Source organism: Blautia sp. DFI.9.10 (assembly GCF_024461705.1).
GTDB classification, from domain to species: Bacteria; Bacillota; Clostridia; order Lachnospirales; family Lachnospiraceae; genus Blautia_A; species Blautia_A fusiformis.
Genome location: NZ_JANGAA010000012.1, coordinates 60,596 through 86,880 on the forward strand (window position 1 = coordinate 60,596; position 26,285 = coordinate 86,880).

Here is a 26,285-nt window from a genome sequence, read left to right on the forward strand (position 1 = left end):
TAAGATGCAGGAAGAAATTTTTGAAAAGTATCCTATACCAAAGGCATATTTTAAGCTGGCACTTCCGGTTGTGTTCAGTATGGTTATCTCGCTTGTTTATAATATGGTAGATACGTATTTTATCGCAGGAACCGGCAATACGGATCTGGTGGCGGGGGTTGCCCTTGGATCACCGATCTTTACCCTGATGATCGCGCTGGGAGATATTTTCGGACTTGGCGGCAGTTCTTTTATTTCCAGGCTTTTTGGAGAAAAAAGATACGAGGACGCAAAGCGGATCAGCGTATTCAGCTTTTATGGCGCGATCGTCAGCGGTGTTGCAGTTGCGGCTGTACTGATGATCTTCAGAAGTCTGATATTGGGACTTCTGGGTGCAAGCGAGGCCACCTGGGAGTATGCGTCACAGTATTATACCTGTATTGCACTGGGGGCGCCGTTTATCATTGTTGCGCTGACACCGTCCAATCAGTTACGAACAGAAGGATTTGCGACGGCTTCGATGGTTGGTTCTGTACTTGGCGCAGTTGTAAACATTATTCTGGATCCGATCATGATCTTTGTACTGGGCTGGGGTGCGGCCGGCGCAGCTACAGCGACCGTGATCGGAAATGTTTGTACCGATATTTTCTTTGTATGGTTTCTTATTAAAAAGAGCAAAAATCTTTCTGTGGATCCCAGGGGATTTCACATTTCCAGGTCGGAGATAGGAGCGGTTTTTGCCATTGGTATTCCGGCTTCTGTTACTAATCTGATGCAGAGCATCGGAATTGCGTTGACAAACCGCGCGTTGCTGGGATTTGGTGACGATAAGGTTGCAGCTATGGGAATCGTTATGAAAATTAATATGATCGCTGCGTTGGTCCTGGTTGGTTTTGCCTTTGGTGGACAGCCGCTGACCGGATACAATTACGGCGCGAGAAACCGCACAAGGTTGAAAGCAACTTTGAAGTTTGCATATCTTCTTGAGGGAGGAATGGCGCTTGTACTGATGGCGGTACTTGGATTTTTTGCCCCGCAGATGGTAAAGATCTTTATGAGCGATCCTTCCGTTGTGGAAAATGGCGCGCTGATGCTTCGGCTGCAGCTGGCGGGAATGTTGTGTATGGGAATCGTGCTGATCAGCACCTGTACGTTTCAGTCTGCAGGACAGGCTATGGGAGCTTTTCTGTTATCAGTGAGCAGACAGGGAGTGGTCTTTGCGGTTGTACTGATGATCGCTCTTAAGGTGGCAGGGTATTATGGCGTTCTGGCTTCTCAGGCAATCTCGGATTTCCTTACGGCAGTGCTGGCGGTGGTGCTGGTATGGCGCTGGTGGAAAAAAGTGGATTTCTAAGAGTCCGCTTTAAATACTTTGCGCAAATATCAGGAAACAGATCAGGATATTTTCATATAATAAAATATCCGTGATGTTGGAAAGGTATTTGCGCAAAGCAGGAGGCCATAAGTTTTGAAAAAAAGAAAATTCAGATCCATGCAGCAGAATCTCCATACGGTAAGCCGCAGCATTAACAGCCAGGCTGCCCAGATCAGAAATTCGCTGTCAGAAATAGAAAAATCACTGAACAAAATTGCATCAAATGAAGATATAAAAAATAAAAAAGAAAAAAATAAAAAAAATTAAAAAAAGGTGTTGACTTTCCTCAAATCATAACGTATAATACAACATGTCTTGAGGAACGAACGAAACAAAAAACGAAAGACAAACAATTAAATAAGCGTCTTTAGCTCAGTTGGTAGAGCACCTGACTCTTAATCAGGGTGTCCAGGGTTCGAACCCCTGAAGACGCACTAAAGGCACTGTTTTTGCAGATATAGAGCTGCGGGGACGGTGTTTTTTTGTTGTGTTTATTCGGGTTTCAGGGGGGATAAGGATATCTGGGCGTGAAGTGATGCGGAGTAAATGGACCGAGATGAAAATGTCGATCATCAGATAGAATCAGAATGTCTAATATAGACACCATGATTATAGGTATAGATCCTTTTAAATAAAGAAAGGATGGTATACTATGGGAGTTTGTAAGAAGATAAAAAGGAGGGCCGGGTCTTGGAAGGGACCCGGCAGAGTATGAAAAGAAAAATAAGTAATGATCTATAAGATGAAAAAGCTTTGTGCTTTATTTGATTAATAATATACCGTCAAAATGTGATGGAACTGTGAGAAGCGTTTTAAAAATTTGTGAGGAAAGTCTAAATATCTTATAAAGTCTGACAAACTGTGAAGCAGTTATTCGGTGTAGAGCCGCGTAGCGAAGCGGATTGCGAATATCCGCTTGACTCGAATCAAGTAAGTCCCCTGCGGGGGGTGCGAAAAGCAATAGCAGTCGGTGGGGCTTGTAAGAATAGAAAATTCTGAAATTTGTACAAAAATAGTGAAAATAAATAAGACTTTTTTAAGCCGATACGGTATAATAAACCATAGCATAAAAATCCGGAGGGGAAATGAACGAGGATGGATGTGGTACACATGTTATATGAACAGGTGCGGAAATTTTTCTGAGGGGTATAAATGAATATATCTATATTTTATGTCCAGCGGAAAATGTGATATCCGGAAAGATGGTTCAATTCTGAGGTATTCAGATGAAAAGGGAGGAGATGGCTATGGAGAAAGTGTTTGAGGCGATCAATGGAGTGTTCAGCTTTATCGGTCCACTGTCTGATTTTCTGTGGGAGTTCCCCACGAATTTTGACTGGTACAGCAGTATCCCGATTCTGGGAAATATATCCTTTGCGATCATACTACTTCTTGGGTCCGGGATTTTTTTCAGTTTCAGGATCGGTTTTATGCAGGTGACTTACTTTAAAAAAGGAATCAGGACCATGACGGAGAAACGTGTTGTGGAAACAGGAATTTCGCCGCTTGCATCGTTTTTTCTGAGTTCAGCTATGCGTGTAGGACCGGGAAATATCCTGGGCGTAACAGGTGCTATTGCAGTGGGTGGACCGGGGGCCCTGTTCTGGATGTGGATATCTGCGTTTTTCGGGATGGCAGTTGCATACATGGAGGGTGTCCTTGCTCAGATTTTCAAGGAGAAGAAGGACGATGAGTTCGTAGGAGGTCTTCCTTTTTATGGGAGAAAGCTTCTTGGAAATAAGGTATGGATCGGTGTTTTTCTTTCGGTATTGTATATTCTGTATGCGCTTTGCTGTCTGCCGGCACAGGGCTTTAACGTTGTTTCATCAGTAGGACGCATGGCAGAGATCGTAACCGGAAAAACCATCCCAAGCGGATCAGCCTTCTATTATATAGTAGGTACGCTGATCGTAATCCTCACAGCAGCTATCGCATTTGGCGGAATCAAAAAAGTATCCAAATGGACAGATATGATGGTGCCGGTGATGGCGGTGCTCTATATGGTAGTAGTGTTACTTCTTATCATATTGAATTTTACCCGTATTCCGTATTTCTTCGGAAGCGTGTTTGCAGGAGCCTTTAAGCCGGATGCATTTTTTGGAGGTGTTTTTGGAACGGTTCTTGCACAGGGCGTAAAACGAGGCCTGATGTCCAATGAGGCTGGTCAGGGAACGATCACCATGTCAGCGGCAGCAGCTGACGCAAAGCATCCATGTGAGCAGGGTGTGATCGCTTCTCTGGGAGTTTTTCTTGATACCATTGTGATCTGTACACTTACCGGATTTGTGGTAGTTATGGCACATTGCTGGACGGGAGCAGATGCGGAAAGCTGGCAGGCTCTTGATAAACTTCCCAAATATACGGAGTCCATTGCTGTGCTGACTCCGGGAACTGCAATGAACGGGATCATTACATTTCTTGTAACCTTATGTTTCTGCCTGTTTGCATTTACCTGTCTGCTTGGAATGATCAGTTTTTCGGAAATCGCAGCAAACCGTATTCGCAAGGATAAGATCTGTATTAATTTTGTACGCTGTATCGGTCTTTTTGTTGCCGCATTTGGTATCCTCTGTAATATCGCAGGACTGGAGCTTGGAAATCTCTGGGCATTTTCTGATCTTGGAAATATTCTGATCGTATTTTTCAACGTACCGATCGTTTATGTCGGTGCGAAATATGTTTTCCGGGCGACCAGACATTATAAGAAGAATGACGGTACTCCGTTTACATCGGAGGTAATTGGAAGAAATGACTGCGCTTACTGGGATGAGCAGGCAAAAAAGCAGTAAAAAATTTTTCCGGAAAATAAAAATTCCGGCGGGAGATAAAATTAGCATTGTAAAAGTGCATGTACTCATTTATAATGAGTAACAGATTCTAAAGATGTTATAAATAACAGGAGGAAAGCCTTGAAAAGAGAATTAGTTATTGTCATTGATTTTGGCGGTCAGTACAATCAGCTGGTTGCAAGACGTGTCAGAGAATGCAATGTATATTGCGAAATTTATTCTTACAAGACAGATCTTGAGAAGATTAAAGCGATGAATCCTAAGGGAATCATCCTTACCGGCGGACCAAACAGCTGCTATGAGGCAGATTCACCGACTTACCAGAAGGAATTATTTGAGCTTGGTATTCCGGTACTTGGACTTTGCTATGGAGCACAGCTTATGATGCATGTCCTTGGCGGAAAAGTTGAGAAGGCAGATGTCAGCGAATACGGTAAGACAGAGCTTCTCATCGATAAGAAAGATTCCAGGATCTTCAAAAATGTATCCGACAAAACAATCTGCTGGATGAGCCATACAGACTATATTTCCCAGACTGCACCGGGATTTGAGATCGCTGCACATACTGCAGACTGTCCGGTAGCAACTGCACAGAATGAAGAGAAGAAACTGTATGCGATCCAGTTCCATCCGGAAGTATTGCACACAGTAGAAGGAAAGACAATGCTGTCCAACTTCGTACTTGGTGTCTGCGAATGTGCCGGAGACTGGAAGATGGATGCCTTTGTTGAACATACGATCAAAGAGATCCGCGAGAAAGTTGGTGATGGAAAAGTTCTCCTTGCCCTGTCAGGTGGTGTAGATTCCTCCGTGGCAGCAGGACTTCTTTCCAGAGCGATCGGTAAGCAGCTTACTTGCGTATTTGTAGATCATGGCCTTCTTCGTAAGGATGAAGGTGATGAGGTTGAAGGTGTATTCGGACCGAATGGTCAGTTTGACCTGAACTTTATCCGCGTGAACGCACAGCAGAGATATTACGACAAGCTTGCCGGTGTTACAGAGCCTGAAGCGAAGCGTAAGATCATCGGTGAGGAATTTATCCGTATCTTCGAGGAAGAAGCCAAGAAGATCGGTGCTGTAGATTTCCTTGCACAGGGAACCATTTATCCGGACGTTGTAGAGAGCGGTCTCGGCGGAGAATCCGCAGTGATCAAATCCCATCACAACGTAGGAGGTCTTCCGGATTTCGTTGATTTCAAAGAAATCATTGAGCCGCTTCGTGACCTGTTCAAAGATGAGGTCCGTAAAGCCGGCCTTGAGCTTGGAATTCCGGAAAGACTGGTATTCCGTCAGCCATTCCCGGGCCCGGGACTTGGAATCCGTATCATCGGTGAAGTCACCGAGGAAAAAGTACGCATCGTACAGGATGCAGACTACATCTACCGTGAAGAAGTCGACAATGCAGCCGCCGACTACAAAAAAGAACACGGAGAAGATCCGTCCTGGATGCCGAACCAGTACTTTGCAGCCCTTACAAATATGCGAAGTGTAGGTGTAATGGGAGACTTCAGAACATACGATTATGCAGTGGCGCTCCGCGCCGTTAAGACCATTGACTTCATGACTGCGGAGTCTGCTGAGATTCCTTATGCAGTACTTAATAAGGTGATGAACCGTATTATTAATGAAGTTAAGGGCGTAAACCGCGTATTTTATGATCTTACCAGTAAGCCGCCTGGAACGATTGAGTTTGAATAGTAAACAGAGAGCCGGGAAGCCGCTTAAACAGCGGACTTTCCGGCTCTTAGTGTGTGGTGTGATACCTTTTTGATACCCGTATTATGAATTGGTAAATTTTTTCCTAAAAGCGGGATGAATATCAAAAATGGACTTTTGATAATTAATTGTATCATCTTCGTAGTACATTCGATATTTTACCCTTTTTCCGGGTTCATGAATAACTTTCCTTAAAAAGCCAATTTGATAAAGGAATGAGACCGCTTCTTTGGCTGAATAGTTTTGATTTGTAATAGCATCATACAATTTTTCGGTTTCATCTATTTTGTCAATATGTGTTATGAGTGAAGGACAGTCCCAATCCCATTTTTTACGAACACCAACAAATGACAAAATACATTTATCGATATTTTTACATGTTTTTGAGTATTCACCTACAAGGTCTATTAATTTCCAGTTTGAATATTGTAGTTCTGCAGGTGCAACCGCATTTTCTTCTACAGGTAAATATATCTTTTTGCTAAACTCAAGAATTAGCCGACAAAATTGAAGCAATTCACGCGGACGTTGAAAAGTTCGTGTAATTATGTAATTATTAAGATAGTTCGCTTTCCCATTATAATAAATGTTTAGAGGATAGAACATATTCCAATATTTATTAATATCTCTAAAACAGGTCGGCATTGGTTCTCCCAAATAGTATGCTATTCTAGCTGCGACAAGTTGTTTTAGGCTAAAGAAATTGTTGTCATCCCAAGATATAGTTGTTATTTCGCTTTTAGAATCAAATAGATCACTGCCTTTTGAAATAACTTCAAATATATCCGTTCTTAAAAACGCAACAATTTTAAGATTAGTATACTCTCTTTTTAACTGACGAATTGCGAAGAATAATCCTCTTAGCCAGGCGTTCATATTATCGTTGTTTTTCCACGGTTCATCTAAATTATCTATGACTATTGAAAAGGTATTATTTTTTATTAAACGAGTTAGCTCCGCTTTGATTTTTTCTTTATCTTGTAAGGATAAGGATGTAAGACTTGAAAAATCCAATTCAACTTCGCCAAATGAACTTTGTAGCTTGCCACCTTTAAATACATTAAAAATTGCAGTAGCAAAACGTTTCCAAGAACTATCACTTAATACACCGTCTTGAACCAATTTAGCTTTAAGTGAGTCATCAAAATATTCAATATATGGAATTGAAGAATATATTATTTCATTAAGAATAAAGTTTTTCCACGCTAATGAATATTTAAAATCATCATTAAGAGGTTCAGAAAAATTATGTGAGTTTAGCCAATTCTCAATGTATACAAAATCTTCTCCATCAAATGAAATTTTTACTGGTATGGTATTATCACTTTCCTGTGCTTCTTTTGCAAGTATTGAGAATAATGCACTTTTTCCGGCACCTTTGCGTCCTAATACTAGTTCTTTATCTCCGCGCTTGATTTCCTCATATTGTCTTGTTTTAATGAAATAGTGTTGCAAATTTTCATCTTCTTGTGATCGGTCTTTTCCAAAAAGTTTTGTTAAATTGAGAGAATCTCGTTTAATCATTATTATATACCTCACTACGTATTATTGGATTTTCCACTGATAACTGCTATTTTTCTTGTCATGTCCCTTTTCATCAACGCTGCTGCTGGAAGCAGGCCAGTTGATTTTCCACTCAAAATACTCATCTTCTGAAATCTCTCCGCTTTTTAGCTGTTCTTTCCGCAAACACCATTCACGCAGAAATTCATTTACCAGACCATAATCAATCCACATACCAACAGGGGCATGAGCAGGCCATTCGTCACTGTCATTGTATCGAATGGATTTATCATCAGAAGCGTTGCATTTGCCGGGATTGCGGACAAGTTGGAACAGATGAAAGGCATTGCGATTATCTTCATCAAGCCAGAAAAAAGTCTGCATAATATCCTCTGCGCAGCCAGGGGCTTCTGTAATGAAATTGATATAGTTGACATTCAAAATCTTGGCAATTTCCATCAGTGAATCTTTTTTGGGAACACGATAGCCGGATTCGTATTGTGCCACACGAACGTCAGCATTGCGTTCCTCATATCCTAATTTCAACCCCAATTCCCGTTGCGTTAATCCCCGAAATGTGCGGATTCTTTTTATTCGTTCTCCTAACGTCATAGTCGGTATCCTTTCTGAAAATTATAGATAATATGTCATAATCCATTCCTCTTTATTTTCGCTTACAATTTTAAAGCCGATTTTTCGATACATCTCAGCCGCATAATTAGCCTTTTGAACGGAAAGCGAAACATGTTTATAACCATGTGTTTTCAATAAAGATAGCATTTCTTTCATCATATTGGTTCCCAGCCCCTTCCCTCTGTATTCTTTGTGCAGAGAGATTGCAAGGGAGGGAGTTTCGTCATCAATATGTCCATAATCGTTCATAATGCGTACCCATACGGCGCCAACGATTTTTCTTTCAATTTCTGCGACTAATGCAAAATCATCTTTTGATGTTCCGAAACGCTCAATATAAATCTGCAATTCGGGAGAAGCAATAATATCTCTCGGTGGCGGCTTTATACCGTCTGGAATAAAAATAGCTTCATATAGAAGATCACTCAACAGCGGATATTCCGGCACTGTCATTTTTCGTATCGTATATTCCATAAATCTCTCCTTATAAAATGGATCTCCCGTTTTTTACATTGTAGCACACCTAAAATAATACAGCAACAAAAACTTATCAGAAATGCTAAATTTAATAAAAAAGATAAACTTAACAAAAAAGCTATTGACAATAACGAAAATGTTAAGTATACTGAGAATACAAAACTTAACAAAAAAGTTAAAATGAAAAAGGAGGACGTGTATTTGAAAAATAATTTATTTGTAACAGCCGGAGAAGTGGCGCAGGATTTAGGCGTTTCTAAACCATTTGCTTATAAGTTGGTGCGGCAGATGAATGAAGAACTGGAAGAGAAAGGATTTATCACAATCGCTGGACGGGTGAGCAGAAAATACTATGAAGAAAAGTTTTATGGTATGGCGCAGGCGAATTGAAAGGAGTGAGACTATGGCGGCGTACAAAGACGAACAGCGTGGAACATGGTATGTGTCGTTCCATTATTACGATTGGACTGGTAAAAACTGCCGGAAAGTCAAGAGAGGGTTTAAGACCAAACGGGAAGCAACAGAGTGGGAGCGGCATTTCCGTATGAAAGAAGCGGCAGAGCTGGATATGACTTTTGAGGATTTTGTAAAAGCCTACACAAGAGACATGAAACCGAAGCTGAAACACAATACCTGGCTGACAAAGGAGCATATTTTGCGAACGAAGCTGCTTCCCTATTTTAAAGACAAGAAAATGCGAGATATTCGTCCAAAAGATATTATCCAGTGGCAGAATGAGCAAATTTCTTATCGTGATGAAAAAGGAAAGCCTTATGCTCCGACTTATCTGAAAACTCTGCAATCAGAATTGAGCGCATTGTTTAATCATGCGGTACGGTTCTATGAATTGAAAAGTAATCCTGTTGTAAAGGCTGGACCGCTCGGAAAGGGGAAAGCGGAGGAAATGCTTTTTTGGACGAAAGAAGAATATTTGAAATTCATTGAAGCGGTAAAGGACAAACCATATTCTTATCATGCATTTCATATATTATACTGGTGCGGCTTACGGGTAGGCGAACTGTTAGTCCTCACACCGCAGGATATTGATTTTGATAACAAAGTCATTCGGATAACAAAATCCTATCAGCGGTTAGAGGGCAAAGATGTGATTACAGACCCAAAGACACCGAAAAGCAAGCGGAATGTGAGTATGCCGGATTTCTTGTGTGAAGAACTGAAAGATTATATCGGCAGGTTGTACGGGATTCTTCCTACTGACCGTATCTTTCATCTGACAAAAAGTTTCTTGCACCATGAAATGACGAGAGGACGGCTGTTGTGCCAAGACGTAGTTGTGCAGGGCAATCCGAGGGTGTATAAGGCACTCCGCAATGAGCTTGCCGCTGTTCTTACGGAATTACAGAGGATTGAAGCGGGCGGCAGCGTTGACAATGAGTTATTAGATACTATTGAATTGATTGCCGTTATCCTCGGCGGTCTGAAAGGAGAGGGTGAAGATGGCGAATAAAAAAGAAGTGACCGCTCCTGTTGTATCTGATAGCGCAGATACGGAGCAGCCACCTAATGTAAACAATAACAGTATATCCAATAATCCGCCGAAAAACAATAGCAAAATGCTTGAAACGGTTTCTATGGCAGAACTTTACGACACGGTATATCCAAGCAAGCCGCCGCTGATTGACGGTCTGCTTTATACTGGCATTTATCTTTTCGCAGGTGCGCCGAAGCTCGGCAAGAGCTTTCTGATGGCGCAGATAGCCTACCATATCAGCAGGGGGGATTCCTTTATGGGATTACCCTGCCCGCAAAGCGGCGGTGTTGTATCTTGCCCTTGAAGATGATTACCGTTGCCTGCAGGAAAGGCTGTACCGTATGTAGAATTGATTTGTGTTTAGGAGGACAAAGCGGCAGATATAATGTTAAAAGTAATTGCGTGCGCACGCATGTTGCGTTATAATACTGGTGGTTAGGAGGAATATATCTATGAAACTATTAAAATGGCTTTCAGTAACAGACCGATTTTACAAAATCTATTTGGATAAACAGCTTGCCCCCTTTGGAATCAACAACAGCCAATATATGTTTTTGATTAAAATCTGTCGTTCGCCTGGCATTTTACAGGATTCTTTAATGGATATGTTTTATGTTCATCCGAGCAATATTGTACGGACAGTTGCGGCATTAGAAAAGCAGGGAATGATTATGCGTTCCCCAAATGATAAGGATAAGCGGACGTGTAAGCTGTATCCTACGGAACGTGCACTGTCTGTAATTGATGAGGTACAGACGGTATGTGAAAAGACAGAAGCTCTTTTATTGCAAGGCTTCAGGGAATCTGATAAAAACCTCTTTATTGATTTGCTGATTCAGGCAGGTGAAAATATTACAGCGGAACTCCGTATAGAAAGAAAGGGGGATGAATTTAATGACTGAGAATCCCCTAGGATATGAAAAAATTTCAAAACTGTTAAAAGATTTTGCCATTCCCAGTATTACGGCGTCTCTTGTCGGCTCAATCTACAATATTGTGGATCAGATTTTTATTGGTCAAGGGGTCGGTTATCTGGGAAATGCAGCAACCAATGTTGCCTACCCGTTCTCTACCATCTGCCTTGCTATTGCACTGCTGGTTGGAATTGGCAGTGCTTCCCGTGTTTCCCTCTGTCTTGGACGCAAAGAGCCGAAAGCTGCCGCCAAAGCAGCGGGAAATGGTATTGTTCTGATGGGGATTTTCGGAATTATTTATTTGTTGGTTGGTGAAGCTTTTCTGTCTTTGCTCCTAAAGGCATTTGGGGCAACGACAGATGTATTTCCATATGCAAAGCGGTATGCCAGCATAACATTGATTGGAATGCCGTTTCTTATTGTAACGAATGGTATGAGCAATTTGATTCGAGCAGATGGAAAACCAAAGTATTCAATGGTTTGCATGGTTATGGGAGCTATTATCAATACCATTCTTGACCCTATTTTTATTTTTGCTTGCGATTGGGGGATTGCCGGCGGAGCTTGTGCAACAGTTATTGGGCAAATTTTTTCCTTCATACTCGCACTCCGTTATCTATGGCGTTTCCAAACAATCCATTTTGAAAAAGAGTCGTTTTTATTGGACATCAAAGAAAGCATGAAAATTTGCAGCATGGGAATCAGCAGCAGCTCAAACCAGATTGCAGTTACCGTGATTCAAATCATTCAGTACAATTCGTTGACTTATTACGGCGCATTAACAAAATATGGAACAGATATTCCCTTAGCTGCTTGCGGAATCGTTATGAAAACAAATGCCATAATCCTTGCGATTGTTGTAGGAATCTCGCAGGGAACACAGCCGATTATCGGCTTCAACTATGGGGCAAGGCAATACCATCGTGTACGGGAGGCTTACCTGCTTGCGGTAAAATGGAACCTTGTTGTTTCCACAATTGCTTTCATCGCATTTCAATTTTTCCCGCAATCTATCATTTCGCTATTCGGAGATGGGGACGAGCTGTATTTTGAATTTGCTGTTTTGTTCATGCGTACCTATCTTTTCATGGTGTTGGTAAATGGTGTGCAGTTGCTTTCTTCCAGTTTTTTTACCGCAATAGGAAAATCGTTAAAAGGTGCTCTGTTGGCATTAACAAGGCAGACCTTTGTGTTGATTCCGCTTACCCTGCTGCTCCCGCTTCGTTTCGGAATTATGGGAGTATTGCTTGCGGGACCTGTTGCTGATTTTTCAGCGTTTATGCTATCTGTTGTACTGGTGGGTATAGAATTAAAAAAACAAAAAAATGACATGTAAACAACAGCCCTATGTGAAAACATTCTTTTTCCGCCGTTAAGTAATCAAGAAGCAAAAACTTAAAAACCATTGCGATAAATTTAGGATAATAAGCGGGAATCCTCAGCAATTCAATTACCGAGATGAAAGCGCAAACTGTGCATATCTGCACTCATAATAAATAAAAATAACAAAACGGTTTTTATTCAATTTCTCCCTATAAAAAACGGTATCCAGCATCATAAAAAAGAAAATATGTTCGATGCTTTATTGTGAAATTTTTGATATCATGGTATACTATATGCATGAAAGAAAATCTTATACATTATCGCACTTGTGTGTGCAATATTAATTACCATATGGTATGGTCGGTAAAATACCGGCGGAAGATATTAAGTGCGGAGGTCGAGGCATATCTGCAGGAACTGGTGCAGGAGATCGCAGAAGATAAGGGCTTTACGGTCCATCTGTTTGAATGTGAGGAAGGAGACCATGTACACTGTTTTGTGTCAGCCCCTCCGAAATTATCCATAACTGCGATCATGAAATACCTGAAGGGGATCTCTGGCAGGAAACTTTTCGAACGTTTTCCGGAAATAAGAAACCAGCTTTGGAAAGGGGAGCTGTGGAATCATTCCTATTATGTGGAAACGGTCGGATCTGTATCGGAAGAAAATATCCGCAGGTACATCGAACATCAGAGCAAAGCGTACTGATACTATGGAGGAGAGGAAATGCTGCTGTCAAAGAAAACATCCATAAAGGTCAGCCGGGAATATGCGAACCTCATCGGGCATATGTGCTATGCAGCATCCAAGCTCTGGAATGTCTGTAATTACGAGCGTCAGCATTACAAAGAAACTGGGATAGAGCAGTATCCGGACTGGTATTATCAGAAAAAAACGCATAAAGAGGATCCGTGGTATAAACAGCTCCCGTCCCAGACTGCCCAGGAAGTCTGCAAACTGCTGGACAAGGCATGGAAGTCTTTTTATGCCCTGAAAAGATCCGGGGGGATCGGGACTCCCAGACCGCCGCGTTTTAAGCAGGAAAGTATTCCCATTACCTATATGCAGATGGGGATCGTGCATGAGCGGGATACGGGCAGAGTCCGCCTGTCCCTTCCAAAGGCATTAAAAAAATATATGGAAGAAACGTATCAGATCCATGAAAACTTTCTTTACCTTGAAAATAAGATTTTCAGGGGCATGGATCAGATCAAACAGATGCGGATCTATCCGCCGGAGAAGGGAAGCTGTAAAATTATTGTTGTTTATGAGGTTCCTGACCAGGAAGAACTTCCACAGAACGGACATGAACTGTCCATTGATCTGGGGCTTCATAACCTTATGACGTGTTATGATTCCGAAAATGGGAAGACGTTTATCCTAGGCAGGAAGTACCTTGCACTGGAAAAATATTTCCATAAAGAGATCGCAAGGGTGCAGGCTCAGTGGTATGGGCAGCAGTCCGGAAAGGGAGTAAAGTATCTGGCTACATCAAAACATATCAGGAAGTTATATAAGAGAAAACATGATTCAGTAACGGATTATCTGCACAAGGTCACAAGGTATCTTGCAGAATACTGCCGGGAACAGGGGATCACTTGTGTCGTTGCAGGGGATATCCGGAATATCCGGAGAGAAAAAGATCTGGGACACAGGACAAACCAGAAGTTCCACAGCCTGCCGTATAACAGGATCTACATCATGCTGGAATATAAGCTGAAAAGATATGGGATCCGTTTTATAAAACAGGAAGAAAGTTATACCAGCCAGTGCAGTCCGCTGTCACCGAAAGTGGAGAAAAGATATGCAGAGCCGTCCAAACGGAAAGAGAGAGGGTTGTACAGAGATGGAAACAGAACCTATAACGCAGATGCTGTAGGCGCATATAATATCCTGAGAAAATATCACTCCGTATCCAGAGTAAAAAGAGAACTGTCCGTAACCGGACTGAAAACACCGGAAATAATAAAAGTAGCTGTATAGCTCTAAAGAGCAAACAGTAGTGGTGTCATGGATGCACCCTGAAAAAAGGCGGTATCCCGCCTTAATTCAGATGCTCTGGTAACTCAGTTACCGAGTAATTCACTAGGATAATATTTACGGCATTGTTAATATGTTTTCCGATGGTTTTTACATCACGGTCAAAAAGCTCCGCCATTTGATTTCGTGTAATCCTTGCATTGGTTAATCCATACTCTATTGTATTCAGTATTGCTTGCTGCATTGGAAAATACACAGGATACTATAACTAATATATGTTTTGAATGTGGTTTTGAAAGCCAAAGAACCTTTAACCGAGTTTTCAAGGAAAGATATAAAATATCACCGAGTGACTATCGGAATACATTCGTTAACAGGGCTTTTTTAATGAAAAAAAGAGAAGAGAACCCCAAAAGAAACCTTGAAAAAGGCTTAACTAAGCCAAAAATCAGGCATCAAAGGTCTGTGAAAAAAAGAAAAAGAGATTTAAAAAGTGAACAGAAAAAAAGAGGGGCGCGGAAAGATTGTCCGAAAAAAGGATAAAAAAGGATAGTCTGTTGCAGCCGGATTATCTCGATATCTTATGGATAAAGCCTTCCCGGTTTTGACAAATGAAATTACGAAAAAAGTGTCAAAAAGGGGTGCGAAAGGACATAGTGAAAAATAAAAAAGGCATTTCCGGGAGGCCTTTTTGGGAAAGAAGAAAGGATGCAGAAATGATAAAAAAGAATTATAAGGGACGCCGCCAGAAGCAGAAGATGAAAAAGTGTAAAGATGTGGTTAAGTAATACTATTAGCTGAGTTATATGGGCATATGTCAAAAATATTATTGACATATGCCTTTTATAGAGCTATCATTTAAGCAAAGCAAGAAAGGAGCAGTTTATGCCGAGACCAGTAAAATGCAGAAAAGTTTGCCATTTCCCCAATGTTTTAGAATTCTTTCCGGCAGATGATACTGAGAAAAAAACACCTATTGTTCTGACGGTAGATGAGTATGAAACCATCCGCCTTTTGGACAAGAAAGGTTATAGTCAGGAGCAGTGCGCAGTATCTATGCAAGTAGCAAGAACAACTGTTCAACGAATTTATGAGATTGCCAGGAAGAAAATAGCAGATGCACTCATTGATGGATATCCGCTTAAAATTGAAGGTGGAGATTTCAAAATCTGTGATGGTCAGAGCAGTAACTGTGGACTTGGAGGATGTTACAAGCAGGAGATTCATCAAAAATATGCAGCAGAAAAAGGAGAAGGTATCATGAGAATAGCAGTAACGTATGAAAATGGACAGATTTTCCAGCACTTTGGACACACAGAGACATTTAAGATTTATGATGTAGAGGAAGGAAAAGTAGTACATTCAGAAGTAGTAGATACGAATGGAAGCGGACATGGTGCATTGGCAGGAGTTCTTAAAGCATTGAATGCAGATGTTTTGATCTGTGGCGGAATCGGAGGCGGTGCACAGACAGCGTTAGCGGCAGCCGGCATTAAGCTTTTCGGAGGAGTTTCCGGAGATGCGGATGAAGCAGTAGAAGCGTTTATCAATGAAACACTGGAGTATAATCCGGATGTGAAATGTTCTCATCACGAGCATAGCCACGGGGAAGGACATACATGTGGCGAGCATGGATGTGGAAGCCATAGCTGTCATTAAGAAGAATAGTAAAACTGGCAATGGGCGGCTGCGTGATCGCTGTCGCCATATTGCTGCTCCCGATCATGCCCGGTTCTCCTGCATTCATGGCTCCGCAGTCCTTTGCAGCACACTGATCGCGTGGGTACTGATGGGAGTTTTTCTGTTACCGGAGTATCATATTTGCAAGGTGTGATTTATAAAGTATCTTGACAGAGGTACCGATCCTGTTATACTATTAAAACTGATAAAGGGGAGTAACCTACGTTTGGAAATCTGCGTTTGCAGTGTCGTCAGTACGGTGGAAACATCCGGCGCTGCAGGGAAATGGTGAGACTTTTATTGCATTTTTTGTTGTGCAATAAGGGTTTCTTTTTTTATATCCTTTTATCAAAAAAATCCTTTATTGCATAAAAAAATTACAGTTGGTGAATATTTGCAAAAAAGGAGGCAAAGGTAATGAAAGAAATTTATCAGCAGACAGCAGAAGAAGTTCTCGAGCGTGTGGAAAGCAGGGAATCAGGGCTTACCGATGAACAGGTCAGACGGTCCAGAGAGAAGTGCGGATGGAATGAGCTCGCAGAAGGAAAGAAAAAAAGTATTTTGCAGATCTTCTTTGAACAGTATAAGGATTTTCTGGTGCTGATCCTGATCGCATCGGCAGTGATATCCGGTATGCTTGGAGATGTGGAAAGTGCAGCAGTTATCGTGATCGTTATTACGATCAATGCGATTTTGGGAACTGTGCAGACAGTAAAGGCTGAGCAGTCCCTGCAGAGCTTAAAGAAGCTTTCCGGACCGGAGGCAAAGGTATTACGTGATGGTGTGGCGGTACAGCTCCCGGCAAGAGAACTGGTTGTAGGAGATGTGATCCTTCTTGAAGCAGGTGATATGATCCCGGCCGATGGAAGACTGATTGAAAATGCAAGTCTTAAGGTCGATGAAAGTGCCCTTACCGGAGAAAGTCTTGCGGTTGAAAAGAGTATAGACATTATTTTGGAGGAAGCCCCGCTTGGTGATCGGACAAATATGCTGTTTTCCGGAAGCTTTGTCACATATGGGCGTGGCAGAGCGGTTGTAACGAATGTAGGAATGCAGACAGAGGTTGGAAAGATTGCGGGACTTCTGAAATCGACTTCGGAAAAACAGACGCCACTTCAGGCGAATCTGGATGATTTTGGAAAGAAGCTTTCCATTCTGATCCTGATATTTTGCGGAATTCTGTTTGCGATCAGTGTATTCCGCGGTGAGAAGATCAGCAGTGCATTTATGTTTGCAGTAGCACTTGCAGTCGCAGCGATTCCGGAAGCTTTAAGCTCCATCGTGACGATCGTCCTTTCTTTCGGAACACAGAAGATGGCAAAGGAGCACGCGATCATTCGTAAGCTCCAGGCTGTGGAAGGTCTTGGAAGCGTATCTGTTATCTGTTCGGATAAGACCGGAACACTCACACAGAATAAAATGACAGTAGAAGATTATTATATTGATGGAAAAAGAATCACAGCAGATGCAATTGATGTAGCAGATCCGGCGCAGAGATGTCTTTTGGACTACAGCATTTTATGTAATGATTCAACAAATGAAAATGGAGTGGAGATCGGAGATCCGACGGAAACGGCATTGATCAATCTGGGCAGCCGGTACGGAATCGAGGCTGCTGGTGTAAGAAAGCTTTATCCAAGGGAAGGAGAGCTTCCCTTTGACAGTGACCGTAAGATGATGTCAACACTTCACAGAATTGATGATGAGAACCGGATGATCGTAAAAGGTGCGGTTGACCGGCTTCTGGAGCTGACAGACAGGATCTGGACAAAGGACGGAGTTCGGGAAATCACAGAAGCAGATAAAGAAAAGATCCGGCGCCAGAATCAGGAATTTTCAATGGAAGGGTTACGGGTACTGGCATTTACCTATCGTGAAATTCCGGAGAAGCATGTATTGACGACAGAAGATGAGAATCATCTGGTATTTCTTGGCCTGATCGCTATGATGGATCCGCCGAGGGAAGAATCAAAGGCTGCAGTTGCAGAATGTATAAAAGCGGGGATCCGGCCGGTCATGATCACGGGAGATCATAAGATCACAGCAGCGGCAATCGCAAAAAGGATCGGGATCCTACATGATCTGTCAGAGGCCTGCGAAGGTGCTGATATTGAAAATATGAGTGATGAGCAGCTGAAGGAGTTTGTCCCGAATATTTCTGTGTATGCAAGAGTGTCACCGGAGCACAAGATCCGTATTGTCCGTGCATGGCAGGAGAAGGGGATGATCGTGGCAATGACCGGAGACGGTGTGAATGATGCTCCGGCATTGAAGCAGGCAGATATTGGTGTTGCAATGGGAGTGACCGGAACCGAGGTCGCAAAGGATGCCGCAGCAATGGTGCTTACAGATGATAATTTTGCAACAATTGTAAAAGCAGTGGAAAACGGACGAAATTTATATCAGAATATCAAGTATGCGATCCAGTTTCTTCTGTCAGGAAACTTTGGTGCCATCCTGGCAGTTCTTTGTGCATCCCTTGCAGGACTTCCGGTTCCCTTTGCACCGGTACATCTGCTGTTTATCAATCTTTTGACAGACAGCCTTCCGGCGATCGCATTAGGCGTGGAGCCGCACAGCAGTGAGGTGATGAATGAGAAACCAAGATCAGCAGACGAGTCAATACTGACAAAGGATTTTCTTGGTAAAATCGGTCTGGAAGGACTGGTGATCGGTATGGTGACGATGATAGGATTTTTGACAGGATATCATCAGAATGGTGCACTGCTTGGCAGTACTTATGCCTTCGGAACACTTTGTCTGGCACGTTTGTTCCATGGATTCAACTGCAAATCGGATCATCCGGTTATCTTTACAAAACGTTTCTTTAATAATAAATGGCTTCAGGGAGCATTTGCACTTGGGGCAGTACTCATTACCGTTGTACTGACGGTTCCGGGATTTCATCTCCTGTTTAAAGTAGAGACGCTGGATCTGATGCAGCTTGGCTGTGTATATCTGTATGCGTTTGCAAGTCTTCCGATCATTCAGCTGCTTAAATGGATACGCATGAAATTAAGAAAAAGAGGAGAATGATAGTGGATATAAGTAAAATATCTGTAAAAAAAATCCGGGAGCTTATTGTGTTTACAGCATTTCTTGTGGTCGCCCTGTGGAAGTTTGATGTGGTGCTCGATGTGCTGAAAGCAATATGGGGGATCGCATTTCCTTTTGTACTTGGCGGGGCGCTCGCTTTTATGATTAATGTGCCAATGAGCTTTTTGGAAAAGAAAATCTTTGGAAGGGTAAAAAAAGAAAATAAGGCAGTTGAAAAACTGGCAAGACCGATAAGTCTGCTTCTTACGATCATATTGGCAGTAGGGGTGATCGCCCTGGTAATGTTCGGGGTGATCCCGCAGCTTACGCGGACAATGGGAACTCTGATGATGAGCATCGCTGATTTTATTCCGCAGATGCAAAGCTGGATCCGGGAATTTTCCCATAATAACCAGGAAATCATGAAGCTGGTAGATCAGGTACAGTTTAATCCGGATCAGGCGATCAAGTGGGGGATAAGCCTTCTTGGAAACGGTGCAGGAAATATGATGAATACTACAATGTCAGCAGTGGGTTCCATAGTCAGTGGATTGGCAACCTTTTTTATTGCTTTTTCATTTGCCTGCTATGTCCTTTTTCAGAAGGAGAAGTTGCATGTGCAGATCCGAAAAGTATTTTTTGCCTTTCTCCCAAAGAAAAAGGCAGATGCTTTTCTTAAAGTCTGTTCTCTGACTTATCGGACATTTGCAAATTTTCTTGCAGGTCAGTGTCTGGAAGCTGTGATTCTCGGTTGCATGTTTGTTGTGATACTGAGTATTTTGAGGATGCCATATGCACTTTTGATCGGAGTTTTGATTGCGTTTACCGCATTGATTCCGATTTTCGGGGCCTTCATCGGGTGTGCGGTGGGAAGCTTTCTGATCTTTATGGTAAATCCGAAACAGGCAATTTTATTTATTATAGTATTTCTGGTGCTGCAGCAGATCGAGGGAAATCTGATCTATCCTCATGTTGTGGGTGAATCCGTAGGACTTCCGTCGATCTGGGTTCTTGCAGCAGTTACGATCGGCGGAAACCTTATGGGAATTGTAGGTATGCTTGTTTTCATTCCGCTGCTTTCCGTGTTCTATACTATCTTTCGGGAATTCGTATATCTGCGCCTGAAGAAAAAGCATATCAAACAGGTGACAAAGACAGAAATAGAGGAATATACGGCGGAGGAAATTGTAAATAGTGACATATCAGAGGGGAAATGATATGATGGACTTGTATTGGGATAGTTAAGAAGATCTTATATTTAAGGGGGGAGTTACTATGTGGTTTGTGTTTGCCTTGCTGTCTGCTGTATTTGCGGCGCTGACCTCCATACTGGCCAAGATAGGTATTGCCGGTGTTAATTCGAATCTTGCAACAGCGATTCGAACGATGGTGGTGCTGGTTATGGCGTGGGGAATGGTTTTCCTCACAAATACCCAGGGCGGGATCGCAGCGATCAGCAAAAAAAGCTGGCTGTTTCTGATCCTTTCAGGTCTGGCAACGGGTGCTTCGTGGTTATGCTATTATCGTGCTCTGCAGATAGGCGATGCATCCAAGGTTGTGCCGATAGACAAGCTGAGTGTTGTGATCACACTGGTACTGGCATTTGTTTTTTTGCATGAGAAATTCACAGCAAAATCGATGATGGGATGTATTTTGATCGGTGTGGGAACATTATTGATGGTTTTGTAAAAAGGCATAAGAAAACTATATACAAAAGGAGAGTGTTATGAAAACACGAAAGAAAATTTCAGCAAAGCTGCTGGCGATCATGCTTATTGCTGCATTGCTGCTTCCTCTTGCATGGAATGTCCCGGTGGAAGCAGCCGAGACAAAGCAGATCGATGTTTTGTTCAGCCATGATACACATTCGCATTTGAACAGCTTTTCAACCATCGTAGATGGAGAGCAAAAAGAAGTTGGCGGATTTGCAAGGATCAAAACCCTGATCGATGAAAAGAAGCAGGAAGATCCGGACACCCTGGTGCTGGATGGCGGCGATTTTTCCATGGGAACACTGATCCAGACCGTATACGAAACGGAGGCGGCAGAGCTTCGGATGCTGGGATATCTGGGGTATGATGTGACGACTCTGGGGAATCATGAATATGATTATCGTTCAAAGGGACTGGCAAATATGCTGGAGGCTGCGAAGGCTTCCGGTGAGACAGTGCCGGCACTGGTAGTGTGCAACGTGGACTGGGACAGCATGGAGCAGGATGGATTAAGCGATGGTCAGAAGCAGATCCGGTCGGCATTTGAAGCCTACGGTGTGAAGGATTATGTAGTAGTTCAAAAAGGAGATGTAAAGGCTGCGGTAGTCGGTGTGTTCGGTAAGGATGCCCTGGAATGTGCACCGACCTGTGAATTAAAGTTCAAGGATCCGGTTGAGGCCGTAAAACAGACGGTAGAAGAGATCCGAAAAAATGAAAAAGTGGATATGATCGCTTGTGTGTCCCATGGAGGAACCTGGGAGGATGAGAACAAATCGGAGGATGAGATCCTTGCAAAAGAGGTGCCGGATATCGACTTGATCATCAGCGGACATACGCACACAGAGCTGAAAGAGGCAATTCAGCATGGGAACACATATATCGTATCCTGCGGCGAATACGGAAGAAATCTGGGATCACTTTCCATGACACAGAAACAGGACGGACGGTGGGAGCTGACATCCTATGAGCTGATCCCTGTTTCTGAGGATGTAAAACCGGACCAGGCGACACAGGAACAGATCGATGCCCTGATGGATACGGTGGATAAGAATTATCTTGCCGATTTCGGCTATACAAGGGAAGAGGTTCTTGCTGAAAATGATGTTGAATTCAACAGTCTGGAAGAAATGGGCACGAAGCACGAAGAGTTGAATCTTGGTGATATCATGTCCGATGCATACATATATGCAGTGGAAAATTCCGAGTATTATGATGGTGATCCGGTTGATGTTGCCGTTGTTCCAAGCGGAACCGTGCGGGATACATACACAAAGGGCGATATCACAGTAGAGGATGTTTTTAATTCCTTTTCACTGGGAATCGGAAAGGATGGTGTTGCCGGATATCCGCTGATCAGTGCATACCTGACCGGAAAAGAGCTGAAGCTGGCAGCGGAGGTGGACGCTTCTGTATCGGATTTTATGACAACGGCAAGGTTATATTGCAGTGGATTGAATTTTGCATACAATCCACATCGGATGATCCTGAATAAGGTGACAGATTGTTATCTCACCAGGGCAGACGGAGAGCGGATCGAGATCCAGGATGACAAGCTGTATCATGTTGTGACAGATCTGTATACCGGCCAGATGCTTGGTTCTGTGATGAAAATGTCCTATGGACTGCTGTCTCTTGAACCGAAGGACAGGGATGGGAATCCCATTGAAAATCTGGAAGATCAGGCGATCATGGAGGATGACAGGGAATTAAAGGCCTGGGATGCGATCGCAAGATATATGCAGTCCTTTGCGGATACAGACGGCGACGGAATTGCCAATGTGCCGGAATATTATGAGACGACACATGGACGTAAGGTTGTGGAGGACAGCAGAAATATCATTGATCTGGTGAAGCAGCCGAATAAGTTTTCGGCAATGATCGCAGGTATTTGTCTGATCTTTATCGTGATCATTGTGCTTGTGGTATTTCTGATCCGAAGGATGATCCGCAGGATCAAAGTCAGAAAAGGAAAGAGAAATTCAAAATAAATATACGGCTGAGAAGAAAGCTGTCGCTTTAGCGGTTGATAGATCGCAAAGCGGCAGCTTTTATTGAGATGAATTGCAATTTTTTTTGTAAAATTGTAGAATGAAAGAGTTTATGAAAAAGAGTCATGAAAGAGAGAATCAGGAAATGAATGATAAAATCGCAGTCTGTCTTGGAAAGGGCGGACAGAGAGATATGGCGGAAGCCTTTTGCAGGAGGACCGGAGCGCAGCTTCAGGATAAGCCGGGAGATTTTCTGACGGTGCGGTTTGATTCCAGGGGCGTTTCGCTGTCCGGTTTCGGGCTGACCTATCAGGGGGATTTTGTGGAGACGATGCTTCACAGAGTTACCAGAGGCAGACTTCAGCATGAGATGCTGGTGAAGGCGGTGAAGTCAGATAAGGAGGGAAGGAAGGCCATCGATGCTACGGCAGGAATGGGTGAGGATGCCTTTCTTCTGGCAGCCCAGGGCTATGAGGTGACGCTGTACGAGCAGAATCCGGTGATTGCAGCCCTTCTTAAAGATGCCATTCGCCGTGCCAAGAAAAATATGGATCTGAAAGATATTGCCGGTCGTATGAAGGTAATCGAGGGAAACAGTGTAGAAGGTATGTCAAAGCTTCTTGATCCTGTAGACGTGATCTATCTGGATCCCATGTTTCCGGCAAGACAGAAATCCAGCCTGATCAACAAGAAACTTCAATTGATCCAGAAGCTGGAACCACCGTGTTCCGGGGAAAAGGATCTTTTTGATGCAGCTATCAGAGCAAATCCGGATAAGATCATCGTCAAGCGTCCGCTGAAAAGTGAATGTCTTGCCGGCCGGGAGCCGTCTTATACATTGAAGGGGAAGGCAATACGATATGACTGCTATGTATTATAAAGTCAGACATTATCAATACAAAAATCGAATCGGAAATCTTAAGTCTGAAGCTGTAGGCGTGGTAAGCGGGGAAAAACATTTCCCCATATTTCCTGGAAATATGATTTTCAAGCCACTGACGAAATCCAAACCATTTTCCACGCCACTGTATGCTTATGCAGAGGTGTTCTGGTCAACGATCATTAATGAATATTTTATGCCTGCGCCCAGATATGAACTGGCCATCTGTGAAGGGTATGAGGCAGTAAATGAAAAATATCTTGACTACGGAACGGCAGTACCCATGGCCTATAAAGAAGGGGAATCCCTTTTGAATCTTCTGGAGTTTTTCAGGAAATATCCGGATGAAAAGGTAGATATAGATAATTATGTAAACTATTGCCAGATGTTTTATGATTATAGAGATATTTTTGAAGCTGATTTTTTGCAGGAGCATCAGGAAATGGCGGAACAGCTTGCCATGCAGGTACTGATCTCTGTCCTGAAGGGAGACCAGAATTATCATTATGAAAATGTAGCATTTCTCTGTGATAAAGATGGCGGGATCATAAGTCTTGCACCTATGATCGATCATGAATTTTCTACGTATTTTATGTTTCCGGACGATATTTCCCGTCATGTATACTGGCTGATGGAATTAAGCAAATCCATCCGCGGATGGGAAGTCCGGCCTGGGGAATATGATAATTTCAAAGATCCGGAAGAACGGAAACTAATGGAAAAAAGTGCCACCTGTATTCATAAAAATCTCCTCTATATAAAAGAACATTATCCGCAGACAACGGAAGAATTTCTGGATAAAGCAGAAAAACTGAAAACAGCATTGACGGAAGCTTCAGAGGATTTTCTGATCCGGGGAAATACGGAATATCCGGACTGTGCGGATTCCAGTGCCTGGCTGATCGGAAAAGCCCGATACAAGGATAAAGATGAAGAGAAAGCCAGCGCTTATGAGGCGGAATTATACGGAAAGGGGAAAAAGCTTGATTTCCGGGACGTAAGTATCAGTGCAATAAATGAAATAAAAGCTGTGATCAGTCAGATGGAAGAAGTTTTGAGAAAGAGAGAATAAACAAATGGAACAAACAAAAACAATATTAAAAAAAACCTGGGTGGTGGCAGCGCTTGCCTGCGTCTGCTGTCTTCTCTGGGGGAGTGCGATCCCGCTGATCAAGACAGGATACCGTCTGATGCAGATGGATTCTGCAGATACGGCAAGTCAGATCGTTTTTGCAGGAGTGCGTTTTGCACTGGCAGGAATCCTTGTACTGATCTTTGCATCTTTGCGTGAGCGCAAGGTTCTGCTTCCGGATCGAACTGTTCTGAAATATGCGGTGCCTGTATGTATGGCTCAGACGGTATGTCAGTATTTCTTCTTTTATATAGGTGTGGCACATACCTCCGGTGTAAAAGGCGCTATTATCACAGGTCTTGGGAATTTTATTGCGATCCTGCTGTCCTGCCTTGTTTTTCACAAGGAAAAAATGACCGGGCGAAAGATGCTCGGCTGTATCCTCGGTTTTGCCGGCGTGGTCGTGATCAATCTCATGGGAAATTCTCTGGATGCAGGTTTTAGGCTTACAGGAGAAGGATTTATTCTGATCGCGCAGTTTTCTTACGGAATGTCCACGGTGCTGATCAATATTTTTTCCAGAAAGGTATCTCCGGTGGTACTCAGCGGAACGCAGTTTACCATGGGCGGGATCATTCTGTTCCTGATCGGAAAAGGGATGGGAGGACATTTCGGAGTGGTAAATGCCGCCGGTATCGGGATCATCTTTTATCTGGCAATGGTGTCTGCAGTGGCCTATACACTGTGGTCAGTGCTGCTTGCCTGGAATGATGTATCCAGGGTAGCGATCTTTGGTTTTGTAAATCCTTTGTTCAGTGTGATCCTGTCTGCACTGGTTCTGGGAGAGGTACGTCAGGCATTTAATATGGGAAGTCTCATCGCACTGTTTCTTGTCTGTGTGGGAATTTATGTGGTAAATCAAAAAAAATCTTCATAAGTGGTATTGCAGTTATTGTTCCCAGGCAATATTTTTTGAAGCGTGTTGCTGAGAACGGAGTGAACAGTAACGGTCGCAGAATGAACAGTAACGATGCCGGGGTTTTGAAATTGATTTCAATACGGCATTGTGTTAAAATGGCTCCATAAAAAGTGTGAACATAAAAATCCGTGCCGGAATAACTGCAGGATTCGGAAGCAGATCCTGCACCGGACAGATAAGGAGGAAAAATATGGAATTTCAGAAACTGATCGAAGAGAGAAGGACCATCCGTAAATACAGCCCGGAGAGCAGGATCACAAAAGAAGATCTTCTTGCAGTGATCCGGGCCGCTCAGGAAGCACCCAGCTGGAAAAACTCCCAGACCGGAAGATATTATTGTGTAATGTCCGAAGAGATGGTGGAGAAGGTCAGCAGAGAATGTCTGCCGGAAATGAACCAGGCAAAAGCAGAGAATGCCTCCCTGATCGTTACAACCTTTGTACATAACCATGCCGGATTTCAGAAAGACGGAACACCGGATAATGAGCTTGGAAACGGCTGGGGCTGCTATGATCTGGGACTTCAGAACGAGAATCTGATCCTGAAGGCAAAGGAGCTTGGATATGGAACCCTGATCATGGGACTTCGTGCCGGAGACAAGCTCCGTGAGATCCTTTCCATTCCGGAAACAGAAACGGTAGTGGCAGTGATCGCCATCGGAAAAGCAGCCGAAGAGCCTGCAAGACCGAAACGTAAAGATGTGGAAGATATTGTGAGATTTTATTAAATAATAGAAGAAATGCCCGGTACATATCAA

Annotated in this window: 23 protein-coding genes, 1 tRNA gene and 2 pseudogenes; 23 read left to right on the top strand and 3 right to left on the bottom strand. The window is 43.0% G+C overall.

Features of this window, described 5'->3' with window-relative positions:
* Positions 1-4: 4 nt before the first annotated feature.
* From NE671_RS09020 to guaA, 5 genes are all read left to right on the top strand, one after another.
* Positions 5-1,333 carry an MATE family efflux transporter gene (locus NE671_RS09020; RefSeq protein ID WP_256163905.1) on the top strand — a complete coding sequence of 443 codons (1,329 nt, stop codon included), beginning with the start codon at positions 5-7 and terminating at the stop codon, positions 1,331-1,333.
* Positions 1,334-1,447: 114 nt separating this feature from the next.
* The gene (locus tag NE671_RS09025; protein WP_156906934.1) at positions 1,448-1,621 is read left to right on the top strand and encodes a hypothetical protein; all 174 of its coding nucleotides are present in this window, start codon (positions 1,448-1,450) and stop codon (positions 1,619-1,621) included.
* Between the two features lie 94 nt (positions 1,622-1,715).
* Positions 1,716-1,788, top strand: a tRNA-Lys gene (locus NE671_RS09030).
* 813 nt (positions 1,789-2,601) lie between these two features.
* Positions 2,602-4,143, top strand: coding sequence for an alanine/glycine:cation symporter family protein (locus NE671_RS09035; RefSeq protein ID WP_256163906.1), 1,542 nt, complete (start codon positions 2,602-2,604; stop codon positions 4,141-4,143).
* 120 nt (positions 4,144-4,263) lie between these two features.
* Entirely contained in the window at positions 4,264-5,841 is a 1,578-nt protein-coding gene (gene guaA, locus NE671_RS09040) for a glutamine-hydrolyzing GMP synthase (protein WP_021652384.1), read from the top strand.
* A gap of 81 nt (positions 5,842-5,922) precedes the next feature.
* Here the strand turns inward: guaA and NE671_RS09045 are convergent, their stop codons facing one another.
* Genes NE671_RS09045 through NE671_RS09055 form a run of 3 tightly spaced genes read right to left on the bottom strand, consistent with a single transcriptional unit; the run spans position 5,923 to position 8,469 of the window.
* A complete protein-coding gene (locus NE671_RS09045) occupies positions 5,923-7,383 on the bottom strand; it encodes a P-loop ATPase, Sll1717 family (RefSeq protein ID WP_173740349.1) in 1,461 nt (486 codons plus the stop codon).
* Between the two features lie 21 nt (positions 7,384-7,404).
* Positions 7,405-7,974 carry a helix-turn-helix domain-containing protein gene (locus NE671_RS09050; protein ID WP_173740350.1) on the bottom strand — a complete coding sequence of 190 codons (570 nt, stop codon included), beginning with the start codon at positions 7,972-7,974 and terminating at the stop codon, positions 7,405-7,407.
* A gap of 21 nt (positions 7,975-7,995) precedes the next feature.
* Positions 7,996-8,469, bottom strand: a complete 474-nt coding sequence (locus NE671_RS09055; protein WP_173740351.1) for a GNAT family N-acetyltransferase — start codon at positions 8,467-8,469, stop codon at positions 7,996-7,998.
* 204 nt (positions 8,470-8,673) lie between these two features.
* Between NE671_RS09055 and NE671_RS09060 the strand changes: the two genes are divergently transcribed.
* The 18 genes and pseudogenes from NE671_RS09060 to NE671_RS09145 all read left to right on the top strand — a co-directional run bounded on the left by NE671_RS09060 (position 8,674) and on the right by NE671_RS09145 (position 26,255).
* Positions 8,674-8,862, top strand: coding sequence for a DNA-binding protein (locus tag NE671_RS09060; RefSeq protein WP_173740352.1), 189 nt, complete (start codon positions 8,674-8,676; stop codon positions 8,860-8,862).
* Positions 8,825-9,940 (top strand): Arm DNA-binding domain-containing protein, encoded by a 1,116-nt coding sequence (locus NE671_RS09065; RefSeq protein ID WP_442863822.1) that lies wholly within the window; start codon positions 8,825-8,827, stop codon positions 9,938-9,940. Before NE671_RS09060 ends, NE671_RS09065 begins: the two co-directional genes overlap by 38 nt.
* Positions 9,930-10,308, top strand: a pseudogene (locus NE671_RS09070) (AAA family ATPase); the annotation flags it as partial. The gene NE671_RS09065 and the pseudogene NE671_RS09070, both read left to right, overlap by 11 nt.
* Positions 10,309-10,416: 108 nt before the next feature.
* Complete coding sequence (locus NE671_RS09075; RefSeq protein ID WP_117606416.1) at positions 10,417-10,866, top strand: MarR family winged helix-turn-helix transcriptional regulator; 450 nt, start codon at positions 10,417-10,419, stop codon at positions 10,864-10,866.
* Positions 10,859-12,214: an MATE family efflux transporter gene (locus NE671_RS09080; RefSeq protein ID WP_330605271.1), complete on the top strand. Its 1,356-nt coding sequence runs from the start codon at positions 10,859-10,861 to the stop codon at positions 12,212-12,214. The genes NE671_RS09075 and NE671_RS09080 overlap by 8 nt, the downstream gene beginning before the upstream one ends.
* Before the next feature lie 284 nt (positions 12,215-12,498).
* Complete coding sequence (gene tnpA, locus NE671_RS09085; protein ID WP_173740354.1) at positions 12,499-12,909, top strand: IS200/IS605 family transposase; 411 nt, start codon at positions 12,499-12,501, stop codon at positions 12,907-12,909.
* 18 nt (positions 12,910-12,927) lie between these two features.
* A complete protein-coding gene (locus NE671_RS09090; RefSeq protein ID WP_244095938.1) occupies positions 12,928-14,184 on the top strand; it encodes an RNA-guided endonuclease InsQ/TnpB family protein in 1,257 nt (418 codons plus the stop codon).
* A gap of 240 nt (positions 14,185-14,424) precedes the next feature.
* Positions 14,425-14,553, top strand: a pseudogene (locus NE671_RS09095) (AraC family transcriptional regulator); the annotation flags it as partial.
* A gap of 15 nt (positions 14,554-14,568) precedes the next feature.
* Positions 14,569-14,724, top strand: coding sequence for a hypothetical protein (locus tag NE671_RS09100; protein ID WP_173740323.1), 156 nt, complete (start codon positions 14,569-14,571; stop codon positions 14,722-14,724).
* A gap of 342 nt (positions 14,725-15,066) precedes the next feature.
* On the top strand, positions 15,067-15,840 hold the full coding sequence (locus tag NE671_RS09105) for a NifB/NifX family molybdenum-iron cluster-binding protein (RefSeq protein WP_173740355.1): 774 nt from the start codon (positions 15,067-15,069) through the stop codon (positions 15,838-15,840).
* A gap of 438 nt (positions 15,841-16,278) precedes the next feature.
* Entirely contained in the window at positions 16,279-18,897 is a 2,619-nt protein-coding gene (locus NE671_RS09110) for a cation-translocating P-type ATPase (RefSeq protein WP_173740356.1), read from the top strand.
* A 2-nt stretch (positions 18,898-18,899) separates the two neighbouring features.
* Positions 18,900-20,114: an AI-2E family transporter gene (locus NE671_RS09115; RefSeq protein WP_256137096.1), complete on the top strand. Its 1,215-nt coding sequence runs from the start codon at positions 18,900-18,902 to the stop codon at positions 20,112-20,114.
* 58 nt (positions 20,115-20,172) lie between these two features.
* Positions 20,173-20,586: an EamA family transporter gene (locus NE671_RS09120; RefSeq protein WP_021652652.1), complete on the top strand. Its 414-nt coding sequence runs from the start codon at positions 20,173-20,175 to the stop codon at positions 20,584-20,586.
* A gap of 37 nt (positions 20,587-20,623) precedes the next feature.
* Positions 20,624-22,597: a bifunctional metallophosphatase/5'-nucleotidase gene (locus tag NE671_RS09125; RefSeq protein ID WP_173740357.1), complete on the top strand. Its 1,974-nt coding sequence runs from the start codon at positions 20,624-20,626 to the stop codon at positions 22,595-22,597.
* A gap of 145 nt (positions 22,598-22,742) precedes the next feature.
* Positions 22,743-23,477 (top strand): class I SAM-dependent methyltransferase, encoded by a 735-nt coding sequence (locus NE671_RS09130; protein WP_044962204.1) that lies wholly within the window; start codon positions 22,743-22,745, stop codon positions 23,475-23,477.
* Positions 23,458-24,549, top strand: a complete 1,092-nt coding sequence (locus NE671_RS09135) for a hypothetical protein (protein ID WP_227574098.1) — start codon at positions 23,458-23,460, stop codon at positions 24,547-24,549. Before NE671_RS09130 ends, NE671_RS09135 begins: the two co-directional genes overlap by 20 nt.
* 4 nt (positions 24,550-24,553) lie before the next feature.
* Positions 24,554-25,486 carry a DMT family transporter gene (locus NE671_RS09140; RefSeq protein WP_021652647.1) on the top strand — a complete coding sequence of 311 codons (933 nt, stop codon included), beginning with the start codon at positions 24,554-24,556 and terminating at the stop codon, positions 25,484-25,486.
* Positions 25,487-25,718: 232 nt separating this feature from the next.
* Positions 25,719-26,255, top strand: coding sequence for a nitroreductase family protein (locus tag NE671_RS09145; protein WP_092072068.1), 537 nt, complete (start codon positions 25,719-25,721; stop codon positions 26,253-26,255).
* The last annotated feature ends 30 nt before the right edge of the window (positions 26,256-26,285 follow it).